Source organism: Arthrobacter rhamnosi, assembly GCF_054510855.1.
Map to the genome: position 1 here is coordinate 897,870 of NZ_JBTNDT010000001.1, position 12,116 is coordinate 909,985.

12 protein-coding genes and 1 pseudogene are annotated in these 12,116 nt (G+C 69.1%); 9 read left to right on the top strand and 4 right to left on the bottom strand.

The features are described 5' to 3' along the window. Window positions 1–78: 78 nt before the first annotated feature. Window positions 79–678: a heme-binding beta-barrel domain-containing protein gene (locus tag ACX80I_RS04265; RefSeq protein ID WP_459343877.1), complete on the bottom strand. Its 600-nt coding sequence runs from the start codon at window positions 676–678 to the stop codon at window positions 79–81. Window positions 679–885: 207 nt separating this feature from the next. Continuing rightward, complete coding sequence (locus ACX80I_RS04270; RefSeq protein ID WP_459343878.1) at window positions 886–1,623, bottom strand: hypothetical protein; 738 nt, start codon at window positions 1,621–1,623, stop codon at window positions 886–888. Between the two features lie 199 nt (window positions 1,624–1,822). Here ACX80I_RS04270 and ACX80I_RS04275 point away from each other — a divergent pair, with 199 nt between their 5' ends. From ACX80I_RS04275 to asd, 8 genes are all read left to right on the top strand, one after another. Next, window positions 1,823–2,530, top strand: coding sequence for a winged helix-turn-helix transcriptional regulator (locus tag ACX80I_RS04275; RefSeq protein WP_087076965.1), 708 nt, complete (start codon window positions 1,823–1,825; stop codon window positions 2,528–2,530). Between the two features lie 231 nt (window positions 2,531–2,761). Beyond that, on the top strand, window positions 2,762–3,733 hold the full coding sequence (mshD, locus tag ACX80I_RS04280) for a mycothiol synthase (RefSeq protein ID WP_459343879.1): 972 nt from the start codon (window positions 2,762–2,764) through the stop codon (window positions 3,731–3,733). Window positions 3,734–3,808: 75 nt separating this feature from the next. Beyond that, the gene (locus ACX80I_RS04285) at window positions 3,809–6,031 is read left to right on the top strand and encodes an RNA degradosome polyphosphate kinase (RefSeq protein WP_459343880.1); all 2,223 of its coding nucleotides are present in this window, start codon (window positions 3,809–3,811) and stop codon (window positions 6,029–6,031) included. Continuing rightward, window positions 6,031–6,999 carry an NUDIX hydrolase gene (locus ACX80I_RS04290; protein ID WP_459343881.1) on the top strand — a complete coding sequence of 323 codons (969 nt, stop codon included), beginning with the start codon at window positions 6,031–6,033 and terminating at the stop codon, window positions 6,997–6,999. Before ACX80I_RS04285 ends, ACX80I_RS04290 begins: the two co-directional genes overlap by 1 nt. Before the next feature lie 64 nt (window positions 7,000–7,063). Beyond that, a complete protein-coding gene (locus ACX80I_RS04295) occupies window positions 7,064–7,843 on the top strand; it encodes a MerR family transcriptional regulator (protein WP_459343882.1) in 780 nt (259 codons plus the stop codon). Between the two features lie 97 nt (window positions 7,844–7,940). Next, window positions 7,941–8,720: a thymidylate synthase gene (locus tag ACX80I_RS04300; RefSeq protein WP_459343914.1), complete on the top strand. Its 780-nt coding sequence runs from the start codon at window positions 7,941–7,943 to the stop codon at window positions 8,718–8,720. Continuing rightward, on the top strand, window positions 8,717–9,298 hold the full coding sequence (locus ACX80I_RS04305) for a dihydrofolate reductase (protein ID WP_459343883.1): 582 nt from the start codon (window positions 8,717–8,719) through the stop codon (window positions 9,296–9,298). Before ACX80I_RS04300 ends, ACX80I_RS04305 begins: the two co-directional genes overlap by 4 nt. Window positions 9,299–9,385: 87 nt before the next feature. Continuing rightward, a complete protein-coding gene (asd, locus tag ACX80I_RS04310) occupies window positions 9,386–10,525 on the top strand; it encodes an aspartate-semialdehyde dehydrogenase (protein WP_459343884.1) in 1,140 nt (379 codons plus the stop codon). On the opposite strand, the gene ACX80I_RS04315 is transcribed toward asd, so the two are convergent. After that, window positions 10,522–11,325 (bottom strand): ANTAR domain-containing protein, encoded by an 804-nt coding sequence (locus ACX80I_RS04315; protein WP_459343885.1) that lies wholly within the window; start codon window positions 11,323–11,325, stop codon window positions 10,522–10,524. The two genes, asd and ACX80I_RS04315, sit on opposite strands and share 4 nt — an antisense overlap. 181 nt (window positions 11,326–11,506) lie before the next feature. Between ACX80I_RS04315 and ACX80I_RS04320 the strand changes: the two genes are divergently transcribed. Further along, a complete protein-coding gene (locus tag ACX80I_RS04320) occupies window positions 11,507–11,935 on the top strand; it encodes a hypothetical protein (RefSeq protein ID WP_459343886.1) in 429 nt (142 codons plus the stop codon). Between the two features lie 13 nt (window positions 11,936–11,948). Here ACX80I_RS04320 and ACX80I_RS04325 read toward each other — a convergent pair. Next, window positions 11,949–12,116 (bottom strand): annotated as a pseudogene (locus ACX80I_RS04325) (integrase core domain-containing protein); the annotation flags it as partial.

Genomic DNA, 12,116 nt, shown 5'->3' on the forward strand with positions numbered 1-12,116 from the left:
GCGTCAGCTGATGAAGTGCGGCGTGGCCGCACGGAGGTACGCGACCCCGCGGGGACGCGACGGCCGGGTGCTCCGCGGTCAGGAGGCTTTCTTCAGAATGGCGGAGGCATGCGCCTCGAGCGAGTTGCCGTCCGCGGCGACGTCCCAGCGCCAGTACAGGTTGCCCTCCACGAGGCCGAACAGGCGGGTGGCGGCGGTGTACTCCTTGGAGTGCTGGCCGCGCATCACGAGGTCCGTGCTGAGCTGGATCTGCGGGCCCTTGATGCTCCCGTAGTAGAGCTCGGCGATACCGCCGGGGTGGACGATGGTGGCCGTGATGTCGAAGCCACCGGCGTCGTTGCGGAACTGCTCGACCTCGTCGGCGGTCTTGAGGGCCGGGACGATGTCCGCGGGGCTCAGGCCGGGGCCGACGTCGGCGTCGTTCAGCTTGCGGTCGAGCGCCCAGAAGCCCGTCTCGACCGAGAGCGGGCGCAACTGCGCGCCCTGCTCGTCGATGAGCCACGATTCGGCGCTGTACTGCAGGTACGGGAGGCCGTTCTGGGAGAACACGACGCGCTGCGAGAAGCGCTCCGAGTCGGCGGTGCCCTCACCGAGCATCCCGGTCCCCTCCCAGGTTCCGAGGAGCCACGACAGTGGGACGAGCTCGGGCGTCAGGTCGGTGGGCAGGTCAATCGACATGGGTACTCCGGGGTCAGTCGGCTACTTCTGGCCCTTGTACAGGCGCGTGATGACGAGGGCTGCGAAACCCGCCATGCCGAGACCGGCGACGACCAGCAGCGAGATGAAGAAGATTTCAAGAGCAAGGATGGACATGCTTCCATCCTAACGCCCGCTCCGGACGGCACAGGACGCAGCATGGGAGGGCACGAGTGGCCTGATCCGTGCTCAGGACAGGAAGAGCTTGTCGAGGAAGTAGACCACGGAGCCGATCGCGAGCACCGGGGTGATGCCTGCCGCCACGGCCGCGAGAGGGTCCAGCGGCGCTTCGCGTCCGACCAGGAGCCGTCGTGTCCCGGCGATGATGGCACCGCAGGCGAGTCCCACCACTGCCGCGGCGAGCGCGGGCACGTCGGTGAAGAGCAGTGCGCCGAGGGGCCCGGCGAGCGCCGCGAGGGCGAGTGCGGCGGGGGCCACGAGGCGGTCCGGGAATGGCAGGAGGGAGACCGCGATCGCGACGAGGATGCTGACCCCGGTCACGAGCATCATGCCGGAATCGGCCGCATTGGCGGCCAGGCGGTCCGCCGCGGCCCAGCCGGAGCCCATGCCGACGGCGATGACCCCCGCACTGGCCCCGAGGGTGGACTCCAGGCGGTGGCTCTGGCCCGTCCCGCGCAGGAGCTGGATCATGAAGACCGCGCCGACACCGAGCGCCACGGACGCCGGGAACCACGTCAGGAAGGCCGGCCCGGGCACGGTGGCCGTCAGGACCATGGCGAGCAGGGCACTGAGCCCGATGGCCGCCGACTGGCTCTTCCTGGCGGGGACACGAAGGATGGCAGGCCACCCGATGGCGGCCAGGACGCACGCTGCCCCTGCGGTGATGGCAGTGATGAGCGGGGAGGCGTACGAGGACGCGACGATGGCGCCTGCCGCCACGGCCGCGGCTCCGGCCGCAGTGGCCACGCTCGTCCTCTTCACTCCAGCAATACTGCCCTACCGGTTCTTCGGACGGGAAAACCGGCCCGCGCCGGCAGGCCGCGCACGTGCGTCCGATCACATGGCTGCGGCTATACTTGTCGAAATCTCTACCGCCCTCGCCACCGGTTCCGGGAACGAGGGCACCGCTGCCCGATGATGCGCATACCCGATCCGTGGAGGACCCATGCCGCACATCTTGATGCTCACCAACACCACCGGCTCGTCGGTCGACATCCTGCCGGCCCTCGAACTGCTCAACCACAAGGTGCACATCCTGGCGGCCGAGCCCACGGCACTCCTCGAGACCGAACCCTGCGACGTCGTCCTGGTGGACGCGCGCAAGGACCTGGTCGGCGCCCGTTCCCTCACCCAGCTCCTCAAGGCCACCGGCCTGAGCGCGCCCCTGGTCCTGGTCCTCACCGAGGGCGGCATGGCGGCGGTGGCGGCCAACTGGCTGGCGGACGACGTCGTCCTCGATTCGGCCGGCCCGGCGGAAGTGGAGGCGCGGCTGCGCCTCGTCATCGCGCGGTCGACGGCGGCGAGCGAGGAGACGAGCACCGAGATCCACGCGTCCGGCGTCGTGATCGACGAGGCCAGCTACACGGCGAGGGTCGGCGGCGAGCCGCTGAACCTGACGTACAAGGAGTTCGAGCTCCTCAAGTACCTGGCGCAGCATCCGGGCCGCGTCTTCACCCGGGACCAGCTCCTGCACGAGGTATGGGGCTACGACTACTACGGCGGCACGCGCACCGTCGACGTCCACGTCCGGCGCCTCCGGGCGAAGCTGGGAGCGGACCACGAGCAGCTGATCGGGACGGTGCGGAACGTCGGCTACCGCTTCACGCTGACGCGGCTGCCGGAGGACCGCAGCCCGGTCAACCAGGACGCCTGACACGGCACCTCGGCGACACCACGACCCGACACCACGCGAAAGCCCCCTCCACCTGCTGGTGAAGGGGGCTTTCGCGTATCCGGTCCTGGGGGCCGGACCCTGGTGGAGGACATACGGGTCGAACGTATCGCGGGCACCCCACTGGTGCATCCCCCTCGAGCAGTTACCGACACTACCCCACGCCGGCCGCTCGACCAAACGCCGGAAAGGAGCGGGGACTAGGCTGGGCGCATGACAGCCGCGCAGCACGCCCCCACCTGGTCCGTCGACAGGATCGAGGGCGCCCCGTCGCCCGCCGCCCTCGAGGAGATCCACCGCCTCGCATCGGCCGCCACCGAGGCGGACGGGAATCCGCCGCTGTCCGAACAGACCCTGGTGACCCTCCGGGCGCAGAACGCCGGGGACCGGCTGCTGGTCGTCACGGCACGAACCTCCGGGCAGCAGGAGAGTGAACTGGCGGGCGTCGCCGTCATCACCCGCGGCCCCGAGGACGGCGCGGTGCTCGAACTCGTCGTCGCACCCGACGGTCGCGGCGAGGGCGCCGGAACCGCGCTCATCGAGGCCGTCCTGGCCGAGGGCATCCCCGGCCTCCGCGGCTGGTCGCACGGGAACCACTCGGCTGCCGCCGACCTCGCCGCGCGCTTCGGGTTCGAACCCGTGCGGGAGCTGTGGCGCATGCGCCTGACGCGTGCCGCCGTCGAGCAGTCCGTCCCCGCCCTGCAACTCCCCGAGGGAGTGACCCTGCGTGCGTTCGTCCGCGGCCAGGACGAGGAGGCGTGGCTCGCGGCCAACGCGGCCGCGTTCGCCCACCACCCCGAGCAGGGCGCCACGACGCGCGCCGACCTCGAGGCACGGATGGACGAGGACTGGTTCGACGCCGACGGGTTCCTGCTGGCGGTGCGCGAGGAGGACCGCACCCTGCTCGGCTTCCACTGGACGAAGATCCATCCCGGGATCGGTGCACACCCGCCCATGGGCGAGGTGTACGTGGTCGGCGTCACGCCGGAGGCCCAGGGCATGGGGCTCGGCAAGGCCCTCACCATCGCCGGCATCGAGTACCTCCACGGTAAGGGACTGCAGGCCATCATGCTGTACGTCGACGCCGACAACACCGCCGCCGTCGCCCTGTACCGGAAGCTCGGCTTCACCCGCTGGGACGTGGACGTCATGTACGCGGGCAAGGCGCCGCAACCCACCTTGTAAGGTTATTTTCGAGGCGCCCCCCGGCCGGTCCGAGCGGCGCGCTCGCTTATGCCCGCCCACGCCGCAGGAGACGCAATGGATTCAGAGACAAAACGCCGGGGAGCGTCACTGTACGGATCTTCCGAGACGGCGCCGGCCAGGGCGACCCAGGACCGCATCGACATCCCGGACTTCGCTCCCAGCCTCCTGCCGTCCGGCGACATCCGGCCGGACCGCTTCCTGGACCGCGAGATCAGCTGGCTCGACTTCAACGCCCGCGTCCTCGAACTCGCCGAGGACCCCGACCTGTTCCTCCTCGAGCGCGTCAGCTTCCTGTCCATCTTCGCGTCCAACCTGGACGAGTTCTTCATGGTCCGCGTCGCGGGACTGAAACGCCGGATCGCCACGGGCCTCGCAGTCCCCTCCGCGGCCGGCCTGAGCCCCATCGAGCAGCTCGAGAAGATCATGCAGGACGGCTACCAGCTGCAGCAGCGCCACGCGGCCGTCTTTGCCGAGCACATCCGGCCGGCCCTCGCCCGGGAGCAGATCCACCTCACCACGTGGGAGGAGCTCGACGAGCCCGCCCGGGCCGAGCTCCACAAGATCTTCGCCGAGAAGGTCTTCCCGATCCTCACGCCCCTCGCCGTGGACCCCGCGCACCCCTTCCCCTACATCTCCGGGCTGTCCCTGAACCTCGCCGTCGTGGTGCGCAACCCGATCAGCGAGAAGGAGCTGTTCGCGCGTGTCAAGGTGCCCGACCAGCTGCCGCGCCTGATGTCCGTCGACGGACCCCGCGCCGGCAACGTCGCGGGACGCGTCGCGCGCTTCATCCCGCTGGAGGAGGTCATCGCCGTCCACCTGGACCAGCTCTTCCCGGGCATGGAGGTCCTGGAACACCACCTGTTCCGCGTAACGCGCAACGAGGACCTCGAGGTCGAGGAGGACGACGCCGAGAACCTCCTGCAGGCCCTCGAGAAGGAGCTGCTGCGCCGCCGCTTCGGCCCGCCCGTGCGCCTCGAGGTGACCACGGACATCAACCCGAGCATCCGGGCGCTCCTGTCCCGCGAACTCGGCGTCGAGGAGGACGAGGTCTACAACCTGCCCGCGCCCCTGGACCTGCGCGGGCTCAGCGTCATCGCCGGCATCGACCGGGGCGACCTCCACTACCCGAAGCACGTCCCGCACACGAGCCGGTACCTCAACGAGAGCGAGACCTCCAAGGCGGCGAACGTCTTCGCGGCGATGCGCCGCCGGGACATCCTGCTGCACCACCCGTATGACTCGTTCTCGACGTCGGTCCAGGCCTTTCTGGAGCAGGCCGCCGCCGACCCGAAGGTGCAGGCCATCAAGCAGACCCTGTACCGGACGTCGGGCGACTCCCCCATCGTCGACGCCCTGATCGACGCCGCAGAGGCGGGCAAGCAGGTCCTCGCGCTCGTGGAGATCAAGGCCCGCTTCGACGAGCAGGCCAACATCTCCTGGGCCCGCAAGCTCGAGCAGGCCGGCGTGCACGTGGTCTACGGGATCGTGGGCCTCAAGACGCACTGCAAGCTCTCGCTCGTGGTGCGGCAGGAAATCGACGGGCTGCGACGCTACTGTCACATCGGCACCGGCAACTACCACCCGCGCACGGCGCGGTACTACGAGGACCTGGGACTGCTCACGGCCAACGAGCAGGTGGGCCAGGACCTGTCGCGGCTGTTCAACCAGCTCTCCGGGTATGCACCGAAGTCCACCTTCAAGCGGCTCCTCGTCGCTCCGCGCTCCGTGCGCTCGGGCCTGATCGACCGCATCGAGCGTGAGATCGCCAACAAGCACGCGGGCCTCGCGGCGCGCGTGGTGATCAAGGTGAACTCGATGGTGGACGAGGCGATCATCGACTCGCTGTACCGCGCATCCCAGGCGGGTGTCCAGGTCGACGTGATCGTCCGCGGCATCTGCTCGGTGCGGCCGGGCGTCCCGGGCCTCAGCGAGAACGTCACCGTCCGCTCCGTCCTCGGCCGTTTCCTGGAGCACTCCCGCGTGTTCGCGTTCGCGAACGGCGGCGAACCGGCGGTCTTCATCGGCTCGGCCGACATGATGCACCGCAACCTGGACCGCCGCGTCGAGGCCCTCGTGCAGCTGAGCTCGCCGGAGGACATCTCCTACCTGATGACGCTCATGGACCGCTACATGAACCCCGCGGTCTCCAGCTGGCACCTCGACGAGACCGGCTGCTGGACGCGCCACCACAAGGACGACGACGGCGCGCCGCTCGAGGACATCCAGTCCTGGCTGCTCGCCTCCCGGGCCCGCCAGCGTGCGGTGTCGCGCCGCTGATGGCCGCGCCCACGAAAGTCGCCCCCGCCGCCGCGGTGCAGGCAAGCGGTGCCGCCGTGGTGGCTGCCGGAACGCTCTGCTGGCGGCTCGGGAAAGGCGAACTCGAGCTCCTCATCATCCACCGGCCCCGGTACAAGGACTGGTCCTGGCCGAAGGGCAAGCTCGATCCGGGCGAGACGACGCCGGAGTGCGCCGTCCGTGAGACGTTCGAGGAGGTGGGGTTGAGCGTCACGCTGGGCATCCCGCTCGCCACGATCAGCTACCCGGTGTCCTCCCGCGACAAGGTGGTGCACTACTGGGCGGCCCGGGCCGAACGGCTGATCGCTGCCCCTGACGGCAAGGAAGTGGATCGGGCCGAGTGGGTGTCGCCGGAGAAGGCGCGTGAACTGCTGTCCAATCCGTCCGACATCGAACCCCTCGACGCCCTCCTCGAGGCGCACCGGGCCAAGGACCTGCAGACCTGGCCGCTGATCGTCGTCCGGCACGCGAAGGCGAAACCCCGGTCCTCGTGGAGCAGGGCCGAGGGCGAGCGGCCGCTGGCCGCGACCGGCCGCCGGCAGGCCGTCGCGGTCAGCCGGCTGCTGCAGGCCTGGAGCCCCGAACGCGTGGTGAGCAGCCCCTGGGAGCGCTGCGTGCAGACCATCTCCCCCTACGTGCACCAGCGCAGCGCGAAACTGAAGCTCGTGGACGCCCTCACCGAGCACGACGCCGCCCGCAGGCCCGGCCGCACCCGGAACGCCGTCGAGCGGGTCTTCGACAAGCGCCGCCCGGTCGCCGTCTGCACGCACCGACCGGTGCTCCCGCTCGTGTTCTCGGTCCTCGGCAGCCACATGACGAGCAGGCTACGGAAGCTCCTCCCCGCCGACGACCCCTACCTGGCGCCGGGCGAGGCCGTGATCTGCCAGGTCAGCAGCTTCAACGCCGGGTGCATCGTCTCGGTGGAGCAGTTTCGCGCCTACGACGACTGACCGGCGCCGGGCGGGTCTCGCGCCCTCTTGACCTTGACGCTACGGCAAGGTCGAGACTGGTGGCATGACCGCTCTCGACTCCCCGGTTCCCGTGGACTGGCCGATCCACGAGATAGCGCGGCTCGCCAACACGACCAGCCGAACGCTGCGTCACTACGACCAGCTCGGACTGCTGAGGCCGAGCCGTCTGGGCCCCAACGGCTACCGCTACTACGACCGGGATGCCCTCGTTCGCCTCCAACGCATCCTCATGCTGAGGGAGCTCGGGCTCGGGCTCACCGAGATCGCGCGGGTCCTGGATCATCAGGACCAGGCAGTGCCGGCGCTCCGCTCCCACCTCGCATGGCTGACCCAGGAACAACAGCGGATCGAACGACAGATACGGTCGGTCCGGACCACCATCGCTGCACAGGAAGAGGGCAGGCACATCATGCCGGAAGACATGTTCGACGGGTTCGACCACACCCTCTACAGGGACGAGGTCGAGGAACGATGGGGCAGCGAAGCCTATGCCTCAGGAGACCGATGGTGGCGGTCGAAGACGGACACCGAGAAGAAGGCCTTCACGGAGCAGCACCGCCACATCGCGCGGGACTATGCCGCGGCACGCGACGCGGGTCTTCCACCGGGCAGCGACGTGGTGCAGGCGATCGTGTCACGACACCTCGACTGGCTCAACCTGTCCGCTGCGGCAACCGGGGCGCCGGTCTCGGCCGAACACTTCACGAGCTACGGCGACATGTATGCCACCGACGAACGGTTCGCCCGCAACTACGGAGGCATCCCCGGCGCGGAATTCGTACGGGACGCCATCCGAGCATTCGCAGGAAGCCACCCCGCGTAGCAGGGACCCCGACGATCCGGGCTCGGTTCGGTTTGCGTAGACTGGCCAAGTGAGCACCCCCATCCCCACCCCTTACGAGGATCTGCTGCGCGATGTGATGGCGAACGGCGCAGCCAAGAGCGATAGGACGGGCACCGGAACCCGGAGCGTCTTCGGCCGGCAGCTGCGGTTCGACCTCCGCGAGTCCTTCCCGCTCATCACCACCAAGCGCGTGCACTTCAAGTCCGTGGCCCTCGAACTGCTCTGGTTCCTCCGCGGTGACTCGAACGTCCGCTGGCTGCAGGAGCGCGGCGTGTCCATCTGGGACGAGTGGGCGGACGACGACGGCGAACTCGGCCCTGTCTACGGCGTCCAGTGGCGGTCCTGGCCTACGCCCGACGGCGGGCACATCGACCAGATCGCCCAGGTCGTCGAAGGGCTGAAGACGAATCCCGACTCGCGCAGGCACCTCGTCTCGGCGTGGAACGTCTCGGAGATCTCCGATATGGCCCTCCCTCCCTGCCACGTCTTCTTCCAGTTCTACGTGACCCCCGGCGCCGACGGCGGTCCGGGCAGTCTGTCCTGCCAGCTGTACCAGCGGTCCGCGGACACCTTCCTCGGCGTCCCCTTCAACATCGCCTCCTACGCACTGCTGACCCTGATGGTCGCGCAGCAGACCGGCCTGGAACCGGGCGAGTTCATCTGGACCGGCGGCGACGTCCACGTGTACGACAACCACGTGGAACAGGTCACCGAACAACTGTCCCGCCAGCCGTACCCGTACCCGCGCGTCCAGCTGAAGCGGAAACCCGCCAGCATCTTCGACTACACCCTGGAGGATTTCGACGTGGTCGACTACCAGCACCACCCCACCATCAAGGCTCCGGTGGCGGTATGAGTGGGGCCCCCGCCCCCCTGAGCGTGCCCGACGCCGTCGGGTCACGCCCGGTGGTCGGCATGATCTGGGCCCAGACCGAGAACGGCGTGATCGGCAGGGACGGCGGGATCCCGTGGCACCTGCCGGAGGACATGGCACACTTCAGGGCCACGACGACGGGGCATCCCGTCATTATGGGCCGCCGCACCTGGGAGTCCTTCCCCGAGAAGTTCCGGCCCCTGCCGGACCGCACCAACATCGTCCTTTCCCGCTCCGGCTCCGCGGACCTGCCGGGCGCGATCGTCGTCGATTCGCTCGACGCCGCCTTCGAGGCCGCTCAGGCCAGCCCGGGAGCCGAGGAGATCTGGGTCATCGGCGGCGGCCGGGTGTACGCCGACGCCCTGCACCGCGCCAACGCCGCCCTCGTCACCGTGGTCGAGTCCTCCGTGGACGGCGACACTGTGGCTCCCGCCCTCGGAACCGACTGGGCGCTCGCCGCGCTGACCCCGGAGTCCGGGTGGCTGGAATCGTCGAACGGGACCAGGTACCGGATCAGCCTCTGGGTGCGGCAGGGCCAGCCGGCTCCGGCCGGCCGGTGACTGGCGGACCGAGGCGCCCTGCAGGCGTGAGGGAGGCCTCAGTCACAAAGGGGACCGGACGGGATCCTCGCCCCTAAACTGGAGGGCATGACTTCAGTACCCGAGAGTTCCGCCCTGCCATCCGTCGGATTCGTGGGATGGCGCGGCATGGTGGGCTCGGTCCTCATGCAGCGACTCCAGGACGAGGGCGATCTCGCCCGCATCAACCCCGTGTTCTTCTCGACGTCCGCCGCCGGTGGCGCCGCTCCCTCGTTCGCCGAGGGCGCCGGGACGCTTCAGGACGCGTACGACGTCGAGACGCTCGCCAAGCTGCCGATCATCGTGACCGCGCAGGGCGGCGACTACACATCCGAGGTGTACCCCAAGCTGCGCGACTCCGGCTGGTCCGGGCTGTGGCTCGACGCCGCATCCACCCTGCGCATGGAGCAGGACAGCATCATCGTGCTCGACCCGGTCAACCGGTCCGCCATCGATGCCGGCCTCGCCCATGGCATCCGCGACTTCATCGGCGGCAACTGCACGGTCTCCTGCATGCTCATGGGTCTGGGCGGGCTCTTCCGCAACGGGCTCGTGGAGTGGGGCACGTCCATGACCTATCAGGCGGCCTCGGGTGGCGGTGCCCGCCACATGCGTGAACTCCTCACGCAGTTCGGCGCCCTCCACAGCACGGTGGCCATCAACCTGGACGACCCCGCGTCCGCGATCCTCGACATCGACCGCGCCATCCTCACGAAGCAGCGGCACCCGAGCCTCGAGGCGACCCAGTTCGGTGTACCCCTCGCCGGGTCCGTGATCCCCTGGATCGACAGCGACCTCGGCAACGGCCAGTCGAAGGAGGAGTGGAAGGCCGGTGCGGAGACCAACAAGATCCTCGGCACCGACACCCGCATCCCCTTCGACGGCCTGTGCGTCCGTGTGGGCGCCATGAGGTCCCACTCCCAGGCTCTGACCCTCAAACTGACCCAGGACCTGCCGGTCAGCGAGATCGAGTCGATCATCGCCGCGGACAACGAGTGGGTGCGCGTCATCCCGAACACCAAGACGGACACCCTCGCAGGTCTGACGCCGATCGCCGCGACGGGCTCGCTGGAGATCCCCGTGGGGCGCGTCCGCAAGCTCGAGATGGGCCCGGACTACATCAGCGCCTTCACGGTGGGCGACCAGCTGTTGTGGGGCGCGGCGGAACCGCTCCGCCGGATGCTGATGATCGCCACCGGGAACCTCTAGGACTCCCCGCTTCCAGCGGACCCTCCAGTCGGCGCGGAGCCCGGCGCGGACACCTGGTAGATCAGGGCGGTGGCGACATCCCGGAGCCGCACGTTGCTGTCGTTGGACATCTGCTTGAGGCGCTGGAACGCCTCGTCGCTCCCGCACCGGTACCGCCCCATCAGGATGCCCTTCGCCTGGTCAATGACCCCGCGGGACGTGAGTGCCTCCTGCAGCTGCTCCACCTCACGGCGGGCCGAGTGGTAGAGGCTGGAATGCGCCATGGCGGTCGCCGCGTACTCCACGAAGCGGCGTGAGGCCTCGGTCGAGGTTCCCGGCGACGGCTCCTGCAGGTAGCCGAGCACCTTGACGAGGTCCTCACGGTAGTCGGTGACGTCCTCGACCTGCTGCAGGACGGCGATCAGCTCCCCGTCGCCGTCGAGCACGGGGATGTTGACGGGGCTCCAGTAGCGCTCCACGAAAGCGCCCGGCTGGTCGGGGTCGGGGATGTCGTAGCGGTGGATGTGCATGCTGTCGCGCTGCCGGGTGGAGATGACCCGTTCCAGCGACTGGCGCATGGTGCGTGCCGGGGCATCGTCGGACTGTACCGGGTTCTCGGGGAAGACCTCGAACGCCTGGCGCCCGACGAGTTCATCCCGCGCCATCCCCGTCGCCTCCGCGAACGCCGTATTGACGTCCAGGATGACGAAATCCGTGTCCATCAGCGAGTAGGCCAGGGTCGTCGCCTCGAAGGTACGTGCGCGAAGGGCATCGGCCGCACCGACGGGACGACGCCGCACGACGTGCTGCTGCTCGGCCATTCCACTCCCCTGTTCCGCCATTCCAGTCCTCCTCGCCCGGGACGATCGTCCACCGGGCCGGTCCCGTGACGTGCGGTCGTACGAACATCCGATGCTATCCAGTATTCCGGACATTCCGCCGGTGCATCGCGCGGTGGTCGAGGAGCGGGAAAAGGTCGGTGGGCAGCGGAAGGATGTGCGCATGGACCCCGTGAACGCAGACACCATCCTCAAGCGCTTCTTCGCGGGCAGCAGCCACGTGCGGCACCCGGAGAGCCTCCTGCGCTACGAGCGGGTGCAGTGCCACCTCCGGGACTACCTCGAGCACGGAGCCGTCACCCGTCTGGCATCCGACGAGCGCGAGCTGCTCGAGCTGGAGCGGCAGTTCGGCACAGCCGCCCCCTACGTCCAGGTGATGGGCGCCCGGGAACTGCTGCATGCCCTGCCGGACTTCCTCGCTGCCCCCCAGCTACTGCCCGATTTCCACGATCGCCTCGCCCAGATCAGCGTGGCGTCCCGTCTGGCCCAGTGGCTGTGCTCGCGGCGGCTCGTGCAGCGCGAGGACAGCTGGGGCGACGTCGTCCTCACGCGCGCCGCCGCTGAGCAGGCACGACGCTCCCCCGCGCTCTAGGTGTACTGGGCCATCAGGTTGGTGACACTCGGGTGATGGGTGTGGTTCCGATGCCGGTGTGGATGCGTTCAGTGCTGGAGCCAGGGTGCAAGGGCTGCTTGGCGTTGAGCGCTGCTGGTGAAAACCTGGCGGTAGGCCCATTCGGTTTGGAGTGTGCGGTTGAAGCGTTCGGCTTTGCCGT

Coding starts and splice junctions, on each gene's coding strand:
- ACX80I_RS04265 (WP_459343877.1), bottom strand. CDS start 678: ATGTCGATTGACCTGCCCACCGACCTGACGCCCGAGCTCGTCCCACTG.
- ACX80I_RS04320 (WP_459343886.1), top strand. CDS start 11,507: ATGGACCCCGTGAACGCAGACACCATCCTCAAGCGCTTCTTCGCGGGC.
- ACX80I_RS04275 (WP_087076965.1), top strand. CDS start 1,823: ATGCCGCACATCTTGATGCTCACCAACACCACCGGCTCGTCGGTCGAC.
- ACX80I_RS04315 (WP_459343885.1), bottom strand. CDS start 11,325: ATGGCCGAGCAGCAGCACGTCGTGCGGCGTCGTCCCGTCGGTGCGGCC.
- ACX80I_RS04295 (WP_459343882.1), top strand. CDS start 7,064: ATGACCGCTCTCGACTCCCCGGTTCCCGTGGACTGGCCGATCCACGAG.
- ACX80I_RS04305 (WP_459343883.1), top strand. CDS start 8,717: ATGAGTGGGGCCCCCGCCCCCCTGAGCGTGCCCGACGCCGTCGGGTCA.
- ACX80I_RS04285 (WP_459343880.1), top strand. CDS start 3,809: ATGGATTCAGAGACAAAACGCCGGGGAGCGTCACTGTACGGATCTTCC.
- mshD (WP_459343879.1), top strand. CDS start 2,762: ATGACAGCCGCGCAGCACGCCCCCACCTGGTCCGTCGACAGGATCGAG.
- asd (WP_459343884.1), top strand. CDS start 9,386: ATGACTTCAGTACCCGAGAGTTCCGCCCTGCCATCCGTCGGATTCGTG.
- ACX80I_RS04290 (WP_459343881.1), top strand. CDS start 6,031: ATGGCCGCGCCCACGAAAGTCGCCCCCGCCGCCGCGGTGCAGGCAAGC.
- ACX80I_RS04300 (WP_459343914.1), top strand. CDS start 7,941: ATGGCGAACGGCGCAGCCAAGAGCGATAGGACGGGCACCGGAACCCGG.